The organism is Nocardia sp. GP40, assembly GCF_050434125.1.
GTDB classification, from domain to species: domain Bacteria; phylum Actinomycetota; class Actinomycetes; order Mycobacteriales; family Mycobacteriaceae; genus Nocardia; species Nocardia albiluteola.
Genome location: NZ_JBNPVW010000006.1, coordinates 105,732 through 125,368 on the forward strand (window position 1 = coordinate 105,732; position 19,637 = coordinate 125,368).

At 69.3% G+C, this 19,637-nt stretch carries 15 protein-coding genes; 9 read left to right on the forward strand and 6 right to left on the reverse strand.

The genetic code is table 11. The annotated features are described in order from the left end of the window. Positions 1 to 66: 66 nt before the first annotated feature. Positions 67 to 1,509: a carboxylesterase/lipase family protein gene (locus ABH933_RS19410; RefSeq protein ID WP_429423603.1), complete on the reverse strand. Its 1,443-nt coding sequence runs from the start codon at positions 1,507 to 1,509 to the stop codon at positions 67 to 69. 299 nt (positions 1,510 to 1,808) lie between these two features. Here ABH933_RS19410 and ABH933_RS19415 point away from each other — a divergent pair, with 299 nt between their 5' ends. The 3 genes from ABH933_RS19415 to ABH933_RS19425 all read left to right on the forward strand — a co-directional run bounded on the left by ABH933_RS19415 (position 1,809) and on the right by ABH933_RS19425 (position 5,528). Then, on the forward strand, positions 1,809 to 2,414 hold the full coding sequence (locus ABH933_RS19415; RefSeq protein ID WP_215919743.1) for a TetR/AcrR family transcriptional regulator: 606 nt from the start codon (positions 1,809 to 1,811) through the stop codon (positions 2,412 to 2,414). Between the two features lie 232 nt (positions 2,415 to 2,646). After that, positions 2,647 to 3,957, forward strand: a complete 1,311-nt coding sequence (locus ABH933_RS19420; RefSeq protein WP_429423604.1) for a delta-60 repeat domain-containing protein — start codon at positions 2,647 to 2,649, stop codon at positions 3,955 to 3,957. A gap of 224 nt (positions 3,958 to 4,181) precedes the next feature. Next, on the forward strand, positions 4,182 to 5,528 hold the full coding sequence (locus tag ABH933_RS19425) for a family 1 glycosylhydrolase (RefSeq protein WP_429423605.1): 1,347 nt from the start codon (positions 4,182 to 4,184) through the stop codon (positions 5,526 to 5,528). Positions 5,529 to 5,610: 82 nt separating this feature from the next. On the opposite strand, the gene ABH933_RS19430 is transcribed toward ABH933_RS19425, so the two are convergent. The 4 genes from ABH933_RS19430 to ABH933_RS19445 all read right to left on the reverse strand — a co-directional run bounded on the left by ABH933_RS19430 (position 5,611) and on the right by ABH933_RS19445 (position 10,211). After that, the gene (locus ABH933_RS19430; RefSeq protein ID WP_429423606.1) at positions 5,611 to 6,672 is read right to left on the reverse strand and encodes an alpha/beta hydrolase; all 1,062 of its coding nucleotides are present in this window, start codon (positions 6,670 to 6,672) and stop codon (positions 5,611 to 5,613) included. A gap of 139 nt (positions 6,673 to 6,811) precedes the next feature. Continuing rightward, positions 6,812 to 7,471 (reverse strand): transcriptional repressor LexA, encoded by a 660-nt coding sequence (lexA, locus tag ABH933_RS19435; RefSeq protein ID WP_429423607.1) that lies wholly within the window; start codon positions 7,469 to 7,471, stop codon positions 6,812 to 6,814. Between the two features lie 45 nt (positions 7,472 to 7,516). Beyond that, positions 7,517 to 9,445 (reverse strand): LCP family protein, encoded by a 1,929-nt coding sequence (locus tag ABH933_RS19440; RefSeq protein WP_429423608.1) that lies wholly within the window; start codon positions 9,443 to 9,445, stop codon positions 7,517 to 7,519. Between the two features lie 55 nt (positions 9,446 to 9,500). Continuing rightward, positions 9,501 to 10,211 (reverse strand): TetR/AcrR family transcriptional regulator, encoded by a 711-nt coding sequence (locus ABH933_RS19445; protein WP_429423609.1) that lies wholly within the window; start codon positions 10,209 to 10,211, stop codon positions 9,501 to 9,503. A 152-nt stretch (positions 10,212 to 10,363) separates the two neighbouring features. Here ABH933_RS19445 and ABH933_RS19450 point away from each other — a divergent pair, with 152 nt between their 5' ends. Then, positions 10,364 to 12,085, forward strand: a complete 1,722-nt coding sequence (locus ABH933_RS19450) for a GMC oxidoreductase (RefSeq protein WP_429423610.1) — start codon at positions 10,364 to 10,366, stop codon at positions 12,083 to 12,085. A 92-nt stretch (positions 12,086 to 12,177) separates the two neighbouring features. Here ABH933_RS19450 and ABH933_RS19455 read toward each other — a convergent pair whose 3' ends face one another. Next, positions 12,178 to 13,272, reverse strand: coding sequence for a TerD family protein (locus tag ABH933_RS19455; protein WP_429423611.1), 1,095 nt, complete (start codon positions 13,270 to 13,272; stop codon positions 12,178 to 12,180). A gap of 128 nt (positions 13,273 to 13,400) precedes the next feature. On the opposite strand from ABH933_RS19455, the gene ABH933_RS19460 reads away from it, so the two are divergent. The 5 genes from ABH933_RS19460 to ABH933_RS19480 all read left to right on the forward strand — a co-directional run bounded on the left by ABH933_RS19460 (position 13,401) and on the right by ABH933_RS19480 (position 19,631). After that, entirely contained in the window at positions 13,401 to 13,928 is a 528-nt protein-coding gene (locus ABH933_RS19460) for a DUF2599 domain-containing protein (protein WP_215919732.1), read from the forward strand. Positions 13,929 to 14,231: 303 nt separating this feature from the next. Next, a complete protein-coding gene (locus ABH933_RS19465; RefSeq protein ID WP_429423612.1) occupies positions 14,232 to 15,479 on the forward strand; it encodes an aminotransferase class V-fold PLP-dependent enzyme in 1,248 nt (415 codons plus the stop codon). After that, positions 15,476 to 16,768, forward strand: coding sequence for a heavy-metal-associated domain-containing protein (locus ABH933_RS19470; RefSeq protein ID WP_429423613.1), 1,293 nt, complete (start codon positions 15,476 to 15,478; stop codon positions 16,766 to 16,768). The genes ABH933_RS19465 and ABH933_RS19470 overlap by 4 nt, the downstream gene beginning before the upstream one ends. Then, positions 16,765 to 18,291 (forward strand): alanine racemase, encoded by a 1,527-nt coding sequence (locus ABH933_RS19475; protein ID WP_429423614.1) that lies wholly within the window; start codon positions 16,765 to 16,767, stop codon positions 18,289 to 18,291. The genes ABH933_RS19470 and ABH933_RS19475 overlap by 4 nt, the downstream gene beginning before the upstream one ends. Next, positions 18,291 to 19,631 (forward strand): pyridoxal-phosphate dependent enzyme, encoded by a 1,341-nt coding sequence (locus ABH933_RS19480; RefSeq protein WP_429423615.1) that lies wholly within the window; start codon positions 18,291 to 18,293, stop codon positions 19,629 to 19,631. Before ABH933_RS19475 ends, ABH933_RS19480 begins: the two co-directional genes overlap by 1 nt. The last annotated feature ends 6 nt before the right edge of the window (positions 19,632 to 19,637 follow it).

The following is a 19,637-nucleotide window of genomic DNA, read 5'->3' on the forward strand; positions in this document are numbered from 1 at the left end:
GTACGCAACAGGCCGGAGTTGCCCGCGGGGCGGTTCCGGCCCGTTGCCGTCTCGGGCGAATGCTGCTCAGAACACCCGGATTTCGGGTGCGGCTCCGGGCAGCCACGGCTTCCACGGCTCGAGCCCGGGACCGGTCGGCGATCCCGTGGCCACGAAGGCCGCCAGCGCACCGCCGAATCGGGCCGCCAGGGCGCGGTCCCGGTCCGATACCGCGCCCAGCATCGGCGAATTCGGAAATCTCTCGAAATTGCCGAACAGGAACGGCAGATCCGCGCAGTGCGCCGCGCCGAGGCCGAAGCGATCGGGCTCGGGGCGGCGGGTGAACCGGTAGATGTAGGCCGGATTGCCCTGTGCGGCAAGCTCGACCCCGAGGGTCAGCAGGTCGTCACCGAAGGTCACCTCCCCCACCGCGGCGGTCAGCACCTGCGCCGGACGGGCACCGGGATGTTCGGCGGCGAAGCGGCGGTACCGGGCCGCGCCGGACTCCGGGTCCAGCGCGCCCAGCAGCTCCCGCGCCGCCTCGGCGGTGAGCGTCTGGATCATCGGGTTCAGCGCGAAAAACGCCGTCGTCTCGTCGGCGGTCGTGCCCAGCAGCACGTCCTTGCCCGCCAGGCCCCCGTCGGGCACCAGCTCGCGCCAGTCTCCGGGCTGCCCCGCCCCGCCGAGCACCGGGTACAGCGGCGGCGCGATCCGGCCCGGCGCCCCGGTCTCCAGCATCAGCCGCGCATACGCGTACAGCAGCTCCAGCACCGGAGCCTCGCGCAGTCGCGGCAGCGGATCACCGCCCGCCGGAATACCCAGCAGGGCCAGGTATCTCTCGGTCGTCTCCGCCGCCTCGTCCGGATCCTGCGGCGGCAACCCCAATGGGCCCGATTGCCCGATGACCCGGCGCACCAGCCTCTGCGTCGCGGGGTCCAGGGCCAGCGCCAGCGCCGAGAACGCGCCCGCGGACTGCCCGCCGACGGTGATCAGGTCCGGATCTCCACCGAACGCCGCGATATTGGCGGCCACCCAGCGCAGCGCCTCGATCTGATCGCGGCAGCCGAGATTGTCCACCTCCGGCAGCCGGAGAAAACCCAGGGGGCCGAGCCGGTAGTTCGCCGTCACCACGACGATGCCGCCCAGCGCGGCCAGCCGGGCCCCGTCGTACCAGTCCCAGCCGCCGCTGCCGCTGGTGAATCCCCCGCCGTGGAACCACAGCAGCACCGGGCGCGGGGTCGGCGAAACCTCCTGCGGCACCCAGACGTTCACCGTGAGGCAGCCCTGCTCGTCCCAGTCCTGGATCCGGGGGCCCATCACCTGCTCGAGCCGGGACGGCCACTGTGGCACCGCGGGGCCCGCGGCGGCCGCATCGCGAATACCCGCCCAGCCCGGATGCGGTTGCGGCGGCGCGAACCTGCGCTCACCGACCGGGGATGCCGCGTACGGGATCCCTCGAAAGGCGTACGCGCCCACCGGTTCCGCGACCCCCCGAACCGTGCCGGCGACGGTTTCGACAACAGTACTCATGCGTTCTCCTTCGGGCACGAGCACCGCAGCGCGACACTTCCGCCCTATCGCACGCCGGCCCGGCCCACTCGTTCCACGCCTCCGCGCGCGAGCCACGAGCGCACGGACACCCTCGGCAGCGACGCTGCCAACTCACGCCTCCACATCCTGCCAGAACGCGAGCGAATAGTCCCGAATCTCTTGCAGCCCTGGCTCATTCGTTCTCGCAGGTGTACTTGCACCGCGGTGTGCGCCCCCGCGCCGACCCGCTAACAGAGTGACCGGTCGGTTACATCGGCGGGTCGTGCTAGGGTTCAGCCATGTCCACATCCGGCCGCCCGCACGGCGACGCGCGTAAGGAGCGCATTCTCGACGTCGCCCTGAAGACGTTCGCCGAGAACGGATTTCGCGGGGCCTCCATCGCCGAGATCGCCGAGCGGTGCGGACTGTCCCAGCCCGGTCTGCTGCATCACTTCCCCACCAAGGCCGCGCTGCTGGCCGCCGTGCTCGACCACCGCGACCGGCTCGATGCCGAACGCCTGGGTTTCGGCGAGGAACTGCGCGGCGCGGCGGCCCTGGAACGCCTGGCCACGCTGGTGGAGTACAACGCGCAGTTGCCTGGGCTGGTCCGGCTGTTCACCGTCGTGACCGGCGAGGCCGTCACCGAGGGGCATCCCGCGCACGACTGGGCCGTGCGGCGCTACCGCGCCCTCGAGGGGTACCTGGTGAGCGCGCTCGAGGCCGGTGTCGCCGACCGCACCCTCGCCCCCGGGATCGATGCCGCGGCCATCGCGCGGCAGGTGTTCGCGATGATGGACGGGCTGCAATTGCAGTGGCTGCTCGATCCCACCGGCGTCGACATGCCCGGACTGTTCCGCGGTTACATCGATCAGGTCATCGCGCGTATTTCGGTCGCGGCAAGCTAGCCCGCCGAATTTCCGACACGCGCCCCGACATGCCGTGTCGGGCTGGGAGCCAGCACACTTCCGCCGCCGTCACCCCCTGCAACGTGTTCATACCGCACCACAGACACCCGGGCGGCAGCCATACTGTCCGGGCTTTCGAGGTTCTACCGCACGACGCCCTACCCCCATTCATCACTGAAACGAGGTAGCTCAGATGTTGCGTGCAGTACTAGAACACTCCACCCGAAAGGACTTGAGCCGCTTGTGCTTCGGCGCGATGCTCGCCCTGTCGGTGGCGTCGTGTTCGAGCTCCAGCGGCTCCACCCCGGCCACGGGGACACTCGACTACGGCTTCGGCTCCGACGGCAAGGCGGTGGCCGACTTCGGCTCCGAGGCCGCGCAGGCCCACGCCGCGGCGGTGCAGTCCGACGGCAAGATCGTGCTGGCCGGCGTCGTCCACGACCCGGCACAGGGCGACAACTTCGGATTGATCCGCTATTCCGCGGACGGCAAACCGGACACCGGCTTCGGCGACGGCGGCAGGATATCCACCGATTTCGGCGGTAAGGCCGACGACGCGAATGCCGTCGCCGTGCAACCCAATGGCGACATCGTCGCGGCGGGCACCAGCCACGGCACCGCCACCGGCGACAACATCGCCGTCGCGCGCTACACCCCGGCGGGCAAGCCGGACACCGGCTTCGGACAGGGCGGCAAGGTCTCCACCGACCTGGGCACCAAGGCCGACCACGCCAATGCCGTTGCGCTGCAATCGGACGGCAAGATCGTGGTCGCCGGATCCACCGTGAATCCCGACCCCGCGCAGGGCGAGAACTTCGTGCTTGTCCGGTACACCGCCGACGGCAAGCTCGATCCGAGCTTCGGACAGGGCGGCAAGGTCTCCACCGACTTCGGCGGCAAGGCCGACGACGCGCAGGCACTGGCCATCGAACCCGACGGCAAGATCATCGTGGTCGGCACCAGCCACGGCACCGCTACCGGCGACAACATCGCCCTGGCCCGCTACACCACCGACGGCAAGCTCGACACCCGCTTCGGACAGGGCGGTGAGGTCTCCACCGACCTGGGCACCAAGGCCGACCACGCCAATGCCGTTGCGCTGCAATCGGACGGCAAGATCGTGGTCGCCGGATCCACCGTGAATCCCGACCCCGCACAGGGCGAGAACTTCGCGCTCGTGCGCTACCTGGCCAACGGCAAGCAGGACACCGCCTTCGGTACGGGCGGCACGGTGACCACCGACTTCGGCGGCAAGGCCGACGACGCGACCGCGGTCGGGATCGAGCCCAGCGGTGACATCGTGGCGGTGGGCACCAGCCATGGCACCTCCACCGGCGACAACATCGCCCTGGCCCGCTACACCACCGAGGGCAAGATCGACGCCGGCTTCGGCCAGGGCGGCAGGGTCTCCACCGACCTGGGCACCAAGGCCGACCACGGCAATGCGGTGGTTATCCAGCACGACGGCGCCATCGTCGTCGCCGGCTCCACGCAGAGCCCGGCGCACGCCGACACGTTCGTCGCGCTGCGCTACCACGACTGAGCTGCGTCGATCCCGGCCGGTCTGCCGCCGGATCGGCACGCTCACCGCCATGCGACGGTCGCACCGGCAGCGCTGCCGTGCCAGTCGGCAGCGCTGCCCCACCGCCGGGCCCGCGGCTCGCCCGGGCCGACACACCGTGCAGGTGCGCGCGGTCCCGATCCGCCCCGCACGCGACACGCGGTCCGTCGACGGAATTTCAGCAATTACGCAGCTACGCTTGCTGTATGCGACAGTCGAACCGTCGGCAGTTCTTGGCCGCGGGCACGGCCGCGGCCGCGACGCTCCTGGCGTCCGTCCGCTCGTCCGCCGCGCCGCCCGCGCGACCCGGGGAACTGCCCGCGCTCGGCGACGAATTCCTCTGGGGCGTGGCCTCGTCCGGCTTTCAGACCGAAGGCCATGCGCCCGAAAGCAATTGGACTCGATACATCGCCGCCGGCAAGGCCGATCCCTATCTGGACGCGGTGCGGTTCCTGGACTACTACGCCGACGACGTCGCGCATGCCGCGCAGCTGGGCGTGAAGGTGTACCGCATAAGCATCGAATGGGCACGCGTGCAACCACATCCGGGCGCCTGGGACGAGTCCGCGTTCGCTGGTTACGACCGCATCGTCGATGCCATCGCGAGCGCCGGCATGCGCCCGATGCTCACCCTGGACCACTGGGTCTATCCGGGCTGGGCCGCGGACCGCGGCGGCTGGCGCAATCCGGGCATGGCGCAGGACTGGCTGGCCAATGCCCGGAAGGTAGTGGGCCGCTACGCATCCCGCAATCCGATCTGGGTCACGATCAACGAGCCGTCGGCCTACATCGGGACCGAGCTGCGCATCGGCGCCCTGAAGCAGGACGACGCTCCCGCGATGCGGGACCGGCTCGCGCAGGCGCACAACGAGATCTACGACTTCATCCACCAGAACCAGCCCGGCGCCATGGTGACCAGCAATCTCGGATTCGTACCCGGCGCCGAGGCCCAGGTGAACCAGCCGTTTGTGGACAGGGTCGCCGCCAAACTCGACTTCCTGGGCGTGGACTATTATTTCGGCCCGGATCCCGGGACCACCGCCGCGGGCAGCTCGGCCGGCGCGCCCGGCATGTGGCAGCTGCCGCTGCAGACCGAGGGCATCTACTACGCGCTGAACCACTACGCCAAGCTATATCCGAACAAGCCGCTGTATGTGGTCGAGAACGGCATGCCGACCGAGAACGGCAAGCCCCGCCCGGACGGCTACACCCGCGCGGACCATCTGCGCGACACCGTCTATTGGCTGCAGCGCGCCAAGGCCGACGGCATGAACCTGATCGGCTACAACTACTGGAGCCTCACCGACAACTACGAATGGGGCAGCTACACACCGCGTTTCGGCCTGTACACCGTGAACGTCACCTCCGATCCGGGCCTGACCCGCACGCCGACCGACGCGGTCGAGGCATACGCGGCACTCACCCGCAGCGGCGGCGTACCCGCCGGATACCGCCCGACCAGGGCACCGGTCGCCTGCTCGAAGGTGGACCCGCCGAGCAGCTGCGACCATCCGGTTCCGCTGTCCACCTGGGGCGTTCATCCTGCGGCGTAGCGGCCCGCACAGCACGATGCCCGGCGCCGATCAGTCGGCGCCGGGCATCGCTGTGCAGTACTTCAGGGGTGGGACGCAGCCCTTACGCGGGCAGGCCCAGGCCCTTCGCCAGCACCGGCCACGACTTGATCAGGTCGTCGTGCCAGTAACCCCACGAGTGGGTGCCGGTCGGGGTGAAATCGTACGTCGCCGGGATGCCCAGCTGGTTCAGCTTGGCCTGCAGGTTGTGGCTGCAGCCGTTGACCGCGGCCTCGATCACGCCGCCGATGATGAGCTGGTTGGCCAGGCCGCCGACGCCCGGCAGCGCGTACCGGCCGTTGAGGGTGTCCCACTTGCCCGGCAGGCCGGAGCCGCTCGAGACGAACAGGTTCAGGCCGCGCAGCTGGTCGGCGTGCACATACGGGTCGTGCGCGGCCCACATCGGGTCGTGCTCGGGGCCGTACATGTTGACGGTGTTGCCGCCGCCCCAGACGTTCACGGCCAGGTTCACGAACCGGTAGCCGATCGGGTCGCTGATCTGCGCGCATCCGCTGTACGCGGCGACCGACTTGTACAGGCCCGGCTTGGCGATGGCCAGCTCCAGCACCGAGGTGCCCGAGGTGGACAGGCCCGCGATCGCGTTGACGCCGTTGGTGTTCAGCACGCCGTTGACGATCGGCGGCAGCTCCTGAGTGAAGAACGTCTGCCACTTGTTCACCCCGAGGTTGGGGTCGCTCGCGCGCCAGTCCGCGTAGTAGCTCCAGGCGCCGCCGATGGGCTGCACCACGTTCACGTTCTTGTCCAACATGAACTTCAGCGCCTCGGGGGCCTGCGCGTCCCAGCTGGCGTTGTCGACGCCGCCGCCGGCGCCGTTGAGCAGATACAGCGTCGGGCGCGGCACCGACGCGTCCTTGGGGCGCTGCACCTCGACGCTGACGGGCTTGTTCATCGCGGCGGAGAACACGCTCAGCTTCAGATGCTGGCCGTCGACCACGGCGAAGTCGAAGAGTTTGGAGCCATCCGGCGCGACCGGGCTGGCCGCCGGGTGGCCCGAGGCGATCAGCGGATCGGTCGCGGCCGCCGCCGGTCCCGCCGCCACCACCGTCGATAACCCCGCGAACAGGGCTGCGACAGCAGCCGTTGCGATCCGAATCCGACGTCCCACGTAAACCTCCGTTGTCCCGACCCTGCCTTTACCAGCCGAACTCTCGACCGGAACTCTAGTTCACCGATAATCGTTCAGCGAACCGGCCATGTTTCACACAACAATGCGATTCGCGGCCCCGAGTGAATTCGCCCATATCTCACATTCGGCGCATCACCGAAACGACCTTTCCCAGCACCACCGCGGAATCACCGTCGATGACCTGGTACGCGGGATTTCGGGGCTCGAGATATACGTGCCCGTTGCGGCGGCGGAATACCTTCACCGTCGCCTCGCCGTCGATCATCGCGGCCACGATCTCCCCCGACTGGGCCTCCTGCTGGCGGCGCACCACGACGATATCGCCGTCGCAGATCGCCGCGTCGATCATCGAATCGCCGCGCACGCGCAGCCCGAAGACCGTGCCGCGCCCCACCAGCTGACGGGACAGCGTCATGACGTCCTCGGCGTGCTCCTGCGCGAGGATCGGCGTACCGGCCGCGATATCGCCGACCACCGGCACGTCCACCGAGTCGCGGTCCCGCTCCGGCGCGGCCGTACCCCGCAGAAACAATCGCACGTCGATGGGCCGGGTGACACTGTCGCTGCGGCGCAGAAAACCCTTGTCCTCCAGCGCCTTCAGATGCCGCGACACGGTCGAGGCCGACCGCAGCCCCACTGCCTGCCCGATCTCCCGCGTGCTGGGCGGATACCCGTGCCGCACCACCGAATCCCGGATGGCCACCAGAATCCGCTGCTGCCGCGGCGGCAACGTCGAGGTGTCGAGGTGCTCGAAGGCATCGTCGTCGTATCCGGTCACGCCGGAATCCTAAACGCCGTCACTGCGAGGGAAGCGCCCGGCTGCTCAATTCACGCAGGGAATGTCGGATCCGATCGTGGTGGTCACCGGCTTGCCGGAGTCGGCATTCGGGTTGGCGGAGGTGCTGACCGAGGTCGAGCTCGACGACGATGTTTCGCTGTCGGCGGCGCTCGACGAAGAATCGGTGCTCGCGGCGGAATCGGTGCTCGATGCGAAGTCGGTGCCGGTGGCGGAATCCGTGGCCGTCAGCTCGTCCGGCATCGTGAAGTCGCTGCCGATCACGATCCGCACGTGCCCGTCCGGGACGCCGGAGGAGGCCGCGGTGGGCAGGCCGCCCAGCATGTCCGCGGCCTGCTCGGCGGCGGTGTCCGCGCCCGAGCCGAAGTAGACCACCGAGGTCGAGCCGTCGGAGTAGTTCGCGTTGCCGACGTGGCCTGTGTGAAATCCCTTGGCCGCCAACGCGGCCGACACCTTCCCGGCCACCCCGGTGCCCGCGCCGGCGTTGAGGACGTCAACGATGCCGGTGGGCATCGCCTTCGGCGTCGTCGACTGCGGGGCCCGCACCCCGAACGCCGCGCGCACGGTCTTGCGGATCGATGGGATGTCCACGATATTGACGTCCTGATCGTCGATGACGTCGTAGCCCTTGATCGGGAGCGTGCGGAACTGAATCGGCATCGAACCCGTCTTGCCCATGGTCTGCGCGAAATCCAGCAGATTCCAGCCCTGCGAGAGCACGATATCGTTCTGCGCGGCGTCGACCAGGGCCTGCAGCTTGCCGAGATCGGTGAGCGTCCCGGAATCCTTCAGCTGCTTGGCCACCGAGGTCAGGAACGCCTGCTGGCGGTGGGTGCGATCGAGGTCGCCGTTGTCCAGGCCGTGCCGCTGACGCACGAACGACAGCGCGTTCGCCGCGTCCAGATGCTGGCGACCGGCCGGGAACACCGACCCGGAATAGTACGTGTCGTCGACCGCGTGGTTCAGGCAGACGTCGACCCCGCCCAGGATGTTGGCCAGATCGTAGAAGCCCACGAGCGAGATCTCGGCGAATCGATTGATCGGAACGCCGGTCAGCGCCTTGACATTCGCGACGATCGATTCGCGTCCGGCCTCGCGGCCCTTCTGTTCCAGTTCGACCGGATCCTTCACGCCCTGATCGATCAGCTTGTCCTCCACCGCGGCCTTCTTCAGCCCGTACGCCTCCTTGATCTTGGCGTGGTTGTAGCCGGGTATTCCGGACACGGGCACGTAGTCGTCGCGCGGGATGGAGAAGGCGGTGATCGACTTCAGATCCTTCGGAATGTGCACCAGGATCAGCGAATTGGCGTTGTAGCCGCCCTCCTGGCCGTCTCCGGCGTGCAGCTGGTCCAGCACGTTCTTCGGCAGGTCCCGGCCGTTCTGGTCCTTGCGGGTGTCCAGGCCGATGAGCAGGATGTTCAGGTCGCCGTCGAGGGCCGCGGCGTCCTGCTTGCTGATCGCGAAGGAACGGGTGAAGCCCTGATTCACGCTGCGCTCGGCGTAATACAGGGCGCCGGTGCCCGCCATGACCGCGACGGCGCTGAGCGCGGCCAGGGACCGGCCCGCGATCTTCAAGGCCCCCCACCGTTTCGCGGCACGGGGCGCGGAAGTACGACGCGGACGGGAGGTTCGGCGACCGGCGCGGCGGCCCGAGCGCACCACGGCGGGGGCCGAGATGGGAGCGTTTCCGGTGTCGCCCGCGATGTCGGCGAGCACCGGGCTACCGGCGGGCACGGAACTCTCCGTGCGCGCGGCACTTTCGGCGGGGGCGCCCTCGGCCGGGCCGGGGCCGTCCGTGGGCTCGACGGGCGGCGGCGCCCACCGACGGGCGCGCTCGGCGGGTGTCGGCGCCACGTACGACCGCTCCGCGGGCGCCTCGTCCCGTGACGCCTCGGCCCCGTCGCGGTCTTCGGACGGAGAGTCGACGGCCGGGTTCGGCTGGGTGTCGTCTTTCATCGCGTCCTACGATCTCACACTCCGGCTGCTGCAGGATTGCCAGCCGCGCGGAAAATCAGTCAAAAGGTGCGGAAAATCCCAGCATGGCGGCCAGGTTGCCGATCTGATGCTCAAAAACGTCCGCCGGGTCGGTGAAGCTGTCGCCGCCGAACATCTCGAAGACCTCCGCGCTCACCGCGCCGATCAGCCCGCTCCACACCGAGATCGCCCGGGTCAGCACCCAGTCCGGCGTCGCAATGCCCATCTCGTCGCGAATACGGCCGAGGTCGCCGGACAGCGCCTCCGCCACCGGCGGCTCCGGATCCGGTGCGGTCAGGGCGCCCGTGCGGTAGGCCGCCTCGGCGATCTGCAGCATGGTGGCCATCACGCGCACGCCCGGCGCGACGGTCTGCTCGGCGGGCGCCTCGTATCCGGGAACCGGTGTGCCGTACAGCAATCCGTAGCGGGCCGGTTCGGCGACCGCCCACTCGCGCAGCGCGCGGGCCACGGCCCGGAAGCGCCGTAGCGGATCGTCCGGTGCGGCGGCCAGCGCGGCGTCGACCGCGTCGGCGAGTTCGGAGTAGCCGTCGACGACCAGCAGGGTCAGCAGTTCGTCCCGGCTGCGCACGTACCGGTACACCGCCGACGACACCACCCCCAGGTCGCGGGCGACCGCCCGTAACGACAGCGCCGCGGCGCCGTGGATCGCGAGGTGTTCGCGGCCGATCCGGACAATGTCCTCCATGGTGCGTGCGCGAGCCCGCGCACGGGGCGTAGTGGCGGTCATGCTCTCCACTGTGCCATACAGAGAGCGGTGCACGCAAATATTATCAGTGCTTCCTTCCGTTCGGTTTATTGCAAACCTACTGCAACAAGCGAAAGCTACTTGATAGTAGCGTTACCCCGGTCATCGCCGACAGACCCTCGAGGAGCGAGAACATGACCCAGCGGGATACCGATTTCGACGTGCTAGTCGTCGGCTCCGGATTCGGCGGCAGCGTCACCGCGCTGCGACTTGTCGAGAAGGGGTATCGGGTCGGCATCCTCGAGGCCGGGCGCCGGTTCGCCGACGACGAGCTGCCCGAGACCAGCTGGGATCTCCGCAAGTTCATCTGGGCCCCCAAGCTCGGCTGCTTCGGCATCCAGCGCATCCATCTGCTGCGCGACGTGCTGATCCTGGGCGGCGCGGGCGTGGGCGGCGGCTCGCTCAACTACGCCAACACCCTCTACGTTCCGCCGGCGCCGTTCTTCGCCGATCCGCAGTGGCGCGACATCACCGACTGGCATGCCGAACTCGCGCCCTACTACGAGCAGGCCACCAAGATGCTCGGTGTGGTGCGCAATCCGCACATGACCCCCGCCGACGAGGTCTTCAAACAGGTCGCCGACGACATGGGCGTCGGGGGCACCTTCGTGCAGACACCGGTCGGGGTGTACTTCGGCGAGGCCGGGAAGACCGTCCCGGACCCGTATTTCGGCGGCGCGGGCCCGGAACGCACCGGCTGCATCGAATGCGGCGAATGCATGACCGGCTGCCGCCACGGTGCCAAGAACACCCTGGTCAAGAACTACCTGTATCTCGCGGAAAAGGCCGGGGCACAGGTCTTCCCGCTCACCACGGTCACCGCGGTGCACCCGTCCGCCGCGGGCACGTGGCGGATCGACACCGAGCGCACCGGCGCCTGGATCCGCAAGTCTCCCAGGTCGTTCACCGCCTCGCACGTTGTGCTCGCCGCGGGCACCCGGGGCACGCAGCAGCTGCTGTTCGCCATGCGGGACAGGGGAATTCTGTCCGGTCTCTCGCCGCGGCTGGGCGAGCTGACCCGCACCAACTCCGAATCGATCGTCGGCGCGGCCACCCGCACGGTCGATCCGGACGTCGATTTCACCCGGGGCGTGGCGATCACCTCCTCGATCCACCCCACCCCCGACACCCACATCGAGCCGGTGCGCTACGGCCGGGGCTCCAATGCGATGGGCCTGTTGCAGACGCTGATGGTCGACGGCGGCGGGCGCATCCCGCGCTGGCTACGCTTCCTCTGGGTGGTGCTGTGCAATCCGGCGCAGTTGCTCACCATGGCCAACGTCCGGCACTGGAGCGAGCGCACCATCATCTCGCTGGTCATGCAGAATCTCGACAACTCCATCACCACCTACACCAAGCGCGGGCTGCTCGGCGGGCGCAGGATGACCTCGAAACAGGGCCACGGCCAACCGAATCCGACCTGGATCCCGGCGGGCAACGACGTGACCCGGCGCGTGGCGGAGAAGATCGGGGGCGTCGCGGGCGGGAGCTGGGGCGAGGTGTTCAACATCCCGCTCACCGCGCACTTCCTCGGCGGCGCGCCGATCGGCGCCGATCCGGAGCACGGCGTGATCGACCCGTATCACCGGGTCTACGGCTACCCGACCCTGAGCGTGGTCGACGGCGCGGCGGTCTCGGCCAACCTCGGTGTGAACCCCTCGCTCACCATCACCGCCCAGGCCGAGCGCGCCGCGGCGATGTGGCCGAACAAGGGCGAGCAGGACACCCGGCCCGCCCAGGGCGCGGCCTACGAGCGGATTTCCCCCGTCGCACCGAACACACCGGTCGTCCCGGCCTCGGCCCCCGCCGCCCTGGTCCTGCCCATAGTGGAGATCGCCAACCGCGACAGCGCCTGAGTGCCGCTCGAAAAAGCGGCCATTTTCGGCAGTCGATGCAACTTTGCATGGCGTGCGTTCGCGCATGCCATGCAGGTGCGCATCGAATGCCTTTACAGGTAGGGCGTGACCTGCGGGACGGCCTCGACCGGGTGGCCCGCCTCGATGGGTGCGCCGATAGCGCCCAGGCGCCAGATGCCGTCGTCGCGGTAGACCTTCGCCACCACCATGCCCGTGTGCTGGCCGCCCGAGCGCAGACTGCCGCGGGCCAGCTCGGCGCCGGAGGTGCCGTCGATCATGCGCCAGAAGGCATTACGGACCCGCTCGAACGTGTGCCCGGCGTAGGAGGTCACCACGAACACCACCGCGGTCACCTGCTGCGGCAACCGCGCCAGATCCACGGTGATGACCTCGTTGTCGCCCTCCCCCTCGCCGGTGAGATTGTCACCGGAGTGCCGCACGGTGCCGTTGCGCGCCGAAAGCTGTTGAAAGAACGCGGCGTCGACGAGGTTGTGCCCGACGAACAGCAGCGCGGAGGCGTCCAGATCGATCTCGACCTTGCGCATGCCGCGCGCGCCGTGCACCCGCACCGGATCCCAGCCCAGCGCCATCTTCACCATGGCGAGCTCGCCCTTGCGGATCTCGTGCAGGGCCACCTCCTGGCCGGCCTCCAGCACCGCTGGACCGCGATAGGCGCCGTCGTCCTGGCCGCCGGCCGGGCCGATGTGCACGCCGTGCCCCATCACCAGGGCAGCGAACCCGGCGGGATAGCCGTGCCCGAGCACCCGCAGCTGCCAGCTCGCGCCGACCCGGTCCAGGTCGAACGCGATCACCGTGGACTCCTGGTCCAGCTCGTCGATCTCGTACTCGTACACCATCCGCCCGCCGGCGCCCTCGATCCGGACCCAGGGCGCCGGATAGTCGCCGAAATGGGCCTGCGGATCCTCGAGGGTCAGCACCACCCGGACATGATCGATGTCCGGCGGCAGCGCGCGCAGGGCGATCGACATCCCCGGCTGCCCGGACGCCAGCCGCACGCCGGGGCCGGCGGGCTGGTTGTAGAAGACCAGATCGTTCTCCCCGCGTACCCTCCCGGCTCCATTCAGTAACAGCGCCGAGACATCGATCGCCTCCGCGTGCCGGACCGACACGGTGAGGTCGTCGACGGTCAGCTGGTCGATTTGTCCCTTGGTCAGCTGCGCGGCCACGCATCCACTCTACGTGCAACGCACCGACATTCCGGGCAGGACGGGCACACCGGGGCAGCCCCGGCGGGCACGCGACGGACGCCCGGGTACGGTGGCAAACGCGAGGCATCACGGATCGGGGATCGAGCATGAGGTACGGAATCGGACGAGCGGGCGCGGCGACGCCCGTCGCGGCCGCACTCCTTGCCGCCGTGTTCGTGGTCGGTGGTTGCGGGGCGCCCGACGAGTCCGCGCCCGTGGCGATCGGCCACGTCGGCTCCACCGTCGCACCGCCGTCCGCCCCGCAGGCCGCCGCCACGACGTCGGGCCCGGCCATCCCGACCACCGACGCCTATGCCTCGTCGAAGCTGATCGACCACACTCGGTGGACCACCGATTCGGACGGGCGCCGGCTCCATGTCTATCCGACCCCGGCGGGCCGCAAGGACTCGTATCCGCCCGCGCTGGACCGGGCCTGGGGCGAGGTGCTCACCGATGCCCCCGACGCGAACACTCCCGGCATGTACGACCAGTTCAAGTGCCATTGGCAGTGGGCCCGGCTGGTCGCCCCGGACAAGCCGGACTGGAATCTGGAACCCTGGCGCCCCGCAGTGGGATACGACGCAACCGTGAAGGCGCTGTGTAACCCGGGCGGTCCGGATCTTCCCGGCAAATAGCCCGAAAATCCCTCACCTTCTTGCAGAGTCGGTGCAGCGGTCCCGAGCCCCGGCGAAAAACGTTGTCGGCGAGAACCTTCGAACACCCGGCCGAATGTGCGTATCGTGGATTGGGTCGGAGCGTACGAGCCGAAGGGAGCGTCACGTTTGTGGTCACCTGCGTCGAGGTCTTCCCCCGCTCCGCCTGAGGTTCGGGTAGCCCCTGCGGACCGGCACGAGCCCGCGCCGGTGGCACGCCCAGCCGGAGGTACGCAACCCGCGCCGCGCCCGTCCGAGGCCACCGCTGCCCCACACGCCACGTCGGTGCCACGCACCCGTCCGATCTCCCCGGAGACCGTGCGCTCGATGTTTCCGTCCCTCGCCGCGGCGCCCGAGGTATACCTGGACAGCGCCTCGACCACGCAGAAACCCGCATCCGTGATCGCGGCCGTCACAAACTATCTGGGAACGCACACGGCGAACGCCGGGCGCGGCACCCATCCGTGGGCCACCGGCCTGACCCGCGCGATCGAGCGGGTGCGCGCGCAGGCCGCCGCGCTGGTGGGCGCGGCCCCCGACGAAATCGTCTTCACCCCCGGCGCCACCGCGGGACTGAACGCCGTAGCGCTGTCGTGGGGCCTGGCAAATCTCGAGGACGGCGACGAAATCCTCTACAGCCCACGCGATCACGCCTCCAACGTGTATCCCTGGCTGCACCTGCGCGACACCCTGGCCCGGTTCGGGCGGACGCTGCGCCTGATCCCTTACCGCACCACCGAACTGGGCGAGGCTGACACCGACGACATCGCCGCCAAGGTGTCGCCACGCACCCGGCTCGTCACGGTAAGCCACCTGCACCACGTCTTCGGTGCTCGCAACACCCTCGAGCAGCTGCGCGGACGCCTCGATCCGCGGGTGCTGCTGTGCTTCGACTGCAGCCAGAGCGGCGGGCATCTCCCCCTCGATGTGGCCGCGCTGCGCGCCGATTTCGCGGTCCTGTCCGCACACAAGATGTTCGGCGCCCCGGGCACCGGCGTGCTGTATTGCGCTCGCCGCGTGCACGATCGGCTCACCCCGTTCCTGCCCGGCGGCAATTCCGGTGTGGCGCCGGGCGACTCTGCGCTCGCCCCGCGCGCGATGCCCGAGCGGCTCGAGGGTGGCACGCACAACATCCCCGGCATCCTGGCCCTCGGCGCGGCCCTGGACGTGCTCGACGAGATCGGGCTCGATGCCATCGCCGCACACAACCGCCTACTGACCCGCCGGCTCATCGACGGCCTGCGCCCGCTGCCAGGGCTCGAGTTCACCCCCGGCCCGGCCCATGCTCCCGGCGAGATCGGTTACGGCACAGTATCGTTCACCCTCGATGGCATCGGCTCCACGGACCTGGGATTCGTGCTGGCCCAGGACGGATTTCTGGTGCGCACCGGCGCGCACTGCGTGCCAGCCAGCGGAACCCATGCCGCCGAGGAGGATTCGGTGCGAGTCAGCACCCACATTTACAACACCCAGGACGAGATCGACCGATTCGTCCGGTGTGTCGGCACCATCGCGATGGAGGTCGGAACATGACCAGCAGCCTGCCGCAACCCCGGTACGACCGGCGTGCCGCCTCGCGCGTGCTGGCGGACCTGGCCCGCCCGGGGCTGTTCGGCGGCGCGCGCTCCCCCTCGGCTCCGCTGCGGATCGACTACACCTGCGCGGCAATGCGTTCCGAACCCAATAGCCACCTGACGCTGTCCCAGCGTATGTATCTGGAGCGGTTCATGCGGCCGTGCCGCCCCGACCAGGTCGGCACGGCCACCCATCGCGTCGCCTGGACCGACAGCGACGGCATTCCCAACACCGGGCACTACCAGGCCCGGGGGCTGGGCCCGATCGTCCCGATCGCGATGCGCGAGGCGGTGCTGGTGCTGTGGCATGCGATCGAGGCCGATTCCGCTCTGGCCGACCATATTTCGGCGCTCTCACCGCGCGACCGCGCCGCGCTCGAGGGCACCACCACCGACCACGATCCGATCGATATCTTCCGCGTGGGCATCGAGGCGACCGGCAGAGCGCTGGCGCAGCACGCGCTGCTGGCGCGCTTCACGCCGTACCGCACGCCGGCCGAATTCGCCCACGGCATGCGCGAATCGGGCATCTTCGGCGCCGTGGCCACCCGCTGGTACTGGGAGCTGCAGGCCTCGACCTATCGGCGCGGGATGGTCCCGGTGATGTTCGTGACCCAGCACGACGGCACCGTGCGCTACACCGCCGAGACCGTGGCCACGCTGCGGGCGATGAAGGACGCGACGATCGCCGACGCGCACGCTGTCATGCGCCGCGCCACCACGCTGGAGGGCATGTCCGTCCCGGCGGCGATCGAGAAATACCACGACGAACTGGATCTCATCTCGCGCCAGTACGCCCTGCTGCCCCCGGGCACCCGCCCGGCCTGCCTGGCCGCGATGCCGCATCAGCTCGAGAGCGAGCACTACAGCGTGCTGCCGGTCGTGGTGGACCGCTTCGTCGAGGAGTTCACCGCCGCGGTCGCCCGGATCACCCTCACCGAGGTGCGCCGGGCAGAATCGGACGACGACGATTCCGAGGCCGAGAACCAGGTGTTCTACGTCCCGGACATGAACTGCAAACACTGCGTGCGCACCATCACCGGGGTGCTGGAATCGATGCGCATCGAGGTCGAGGACATCGACCTGATCAGCAAGCGGGTGCGGGCCGATTTCCGCAGCCCCCGCAACCTCCACCGCGCCTTCGAGGCCCTGCGCGACAGCGGTTACAACCCGACGCGGGCCGCGCCGGGGCCGAACGGCGCCGTGGGTGATGCCGCACCCGAGCAGCTCCGCGGGACGGCCCCGTGAGCGCCCCCGCCCTACCCGCGAAGCTCCATCCCCTGGTGCGCGCGTTCCTGGACACCCCGGGTGCGGCCGAGGATGCGCTGATCCGCTTCGGTTCCCCGGCCCATCTGCTGTTTCCGCAGGTGTACGCGGAGAATCTGAGCCGTCTGCGCGCGGTGCTGGACCGGCATCCGCCGCGGTACCGAATCTGCTATGCGCACAAGGTCAACCGGTCGCGCGCGCTGCTGCGCACCGCCGAACACGCGGGAATCGCCATCGACGTTGCCTCGGCACAGGAACTGGCCGCCGCCGTCGACGCCGGATTCGGCCCGATGCGGATCGAGGTAACCGGCCCGAAGGGCGAGTCGTTCCTGCGCGAACTCATCGATTCCGGTGTCACCGTCAATGTCGACAACCTCTGGGAATTGCGGCGCATCGCCGAGCTGGCGGGCGACCGCGCGAAGGTGCCCGTGCTGCTGCGGGTGTCGGGGTTTGCGGGCAGCGCGGTGAGCCGGTTCGGCATCCCACTGCGCGAGGCTGACGAGGCGCTGCAGGTACTTTCGGCGCATCGCGGCCGGCTCACCCTGCGCGGCATCGCATTCCACCTCGACTCGGGCGAGATCCCGGAGCGGTTGCGCGCGGTGCAGGCCTGCCTGGAATTGATCGAACTCGCCTACTCGTACGGCCTGACCCCCACGGTGCTCGACATCGGCGGCGGCTTGCGGCAGGTGTTCACCGCCGACGTCGAGCGGTTCGACGGCTACGTGGCCGCGCTGCGCGAATCGCTGCTGGACCGGGGCGAGAAGATGGTCTGGGGCCGCAACACCTTCGGCTACCACGTGGACGACACCGGGGTGCACGGCATCCCGATCTTCCACAAGTACGCCAATACCGAGCCCGCCACCCGCATGCTCGCCGAGCTGCTGACCGCGCCGCTGGACGCGCACGATGGGCGCAACCTGGTCCAGCTCGCCACGGAGAATCTGCTGGAGATCTGGCTCGAGCCCGGCAAGGCGCTGGTCGACCACGCCGGAATCACCGTGGCCCGGGTGGAATTCGTCAAGGAGGCCGCCGACGGCAGCGTCCTGGTCAATCTCGATCTGGCCCGCGACACCGTCACCCCCGCCGATCAGGAGGTGATGGTGGATCCGCTGGTGCTGCCCAGCGACGCGCATCGCGAGTCCGCCCAGCCCCTGTACACCGCGGCACACAGCGGCGGCAGGCGCGCGAGCGGCGACGCCCTGCCCACCCTGCGGCCGGTTGCCGACCAGGAGAGTCCCGTCGGTGTGTATTTCGCCGGAAGACTCTGCCTCGAACGCGATCTGATCACCAACCACAAGGTCTGGCTCGATGCCCGCCCGCGGCCCGGCGATCTGGTCGTGTTCCCCAATACGGCCGCCTACCACATGGATCTGTCGGCGGCGACGGCCTCGATGCACCCGCCCGCGCCCAAACTCGCTGTCGCGTATCGGTCCGGCGCCTTCCAGATCTGCCGGGACCTCGACTACGAGCCCGACCCCATTGACACCATCGACGGGAACGCCTGATGCGCTACGACCACATCACCGAACTCATCGGCAACACCCCGCTGCTGCGCCTGGACCCTGCCGTGCACGGGCTGGCCGATGTCGAGCTCTACGCAAAGCTGGAGTCCGCCAACCCGTTCGGCTCGGTCAAGGACCGGGTGGCATGGGGGATGATCCGCGACGACTACGACGACATCGCCGCGCGCGGGCAGACTCTCATCGAAGCCTCCAGCGGCAATACCGCCAAGGCGCTGCGCATTCTCGGCGCCATGCGCGGCGTCGGGCTGCGCGCGGTCACCAACCGCATCAAGATCAACGACGTGCGCGAGCTGCTGGAAATGTTCGGCACCGAGATCGAGGAGCTGCCAGGGCTGTCCGAATGCCCCGACCCCACCACGCCCAACAATGTGTACTCCGAAATCGAATCGACGATGGCCCGGCATCCGGGGACCTACTTCTACCCGTCGCAGTACACCAACGAGAAGAATATCGAGGCCCACTATCACGGCACCGGCCGCGAGATCCACGAGGACCTCGCCGGCACCGACGGCTCCGGAATCGACTACCTCATCGGCGGTCTGGGCACCACCGGGTCCACCCGCGGCACGGCGAGCTATCTGCGCAAGCACCATCCGGAGCTGAGCACCATCGCGGTGGTGTCCGAGCGCAGCGACTTCATTCCCGGCATCCGGTTCGAGACCGAGATGTGGGAGGTGGGACTGTTCCAGCCCGACTTCTACGACCGCGTCATGACCGTGACCTCCGCCGCGGCGATCGAGGGATGCCTGGAGCTGGCCACCGGCTACGGCGTTCTGGCCGGTCCCACCAGCGGGGCAACCTATGCCGCGGCGCTGGAATTGCTGGGGGCGCTGGACTATTCGACGATCACGACCGACCGCCCGGTGGTGGCGGTGATCATCGTCTGCGACCGGCTCGAGCCCTACGTGTCGTACATTCGCAAGCGCCGGCCGGACCTGTTCGGCCGCAACGACACCCGTCCACCCGCGCCGGACGCGCAGGAGCTCGCCGCCGTGCCGTCGGTCTCCCCCGACGAGCTCGAACGCCTCACCGCCGCAACGCATCCGATCATCGTCGATACCCGGGGCGCGATGGCCTACCGGATCGGGCACGTGCCGGGCGCGCTGAACATCCGGGACGACCAGCTCGACGACATGCTGGCCCAGGGCATTCCGTTCTCCCCGTCACGGCCACTGGTCTTCGTCTGCCCGGTCGGCGAGGTGTCGCGGCGGTTCGCGGCCGTCGCCCGCCGCGCCGGATACGACGCGAGCAGCCTGGACGGCGGCATCGTCGCTTGGCGGGATGCGGGCAAGGCACTGGAGGGCGCGCCGCGGGCGGAGTAGGCGTAC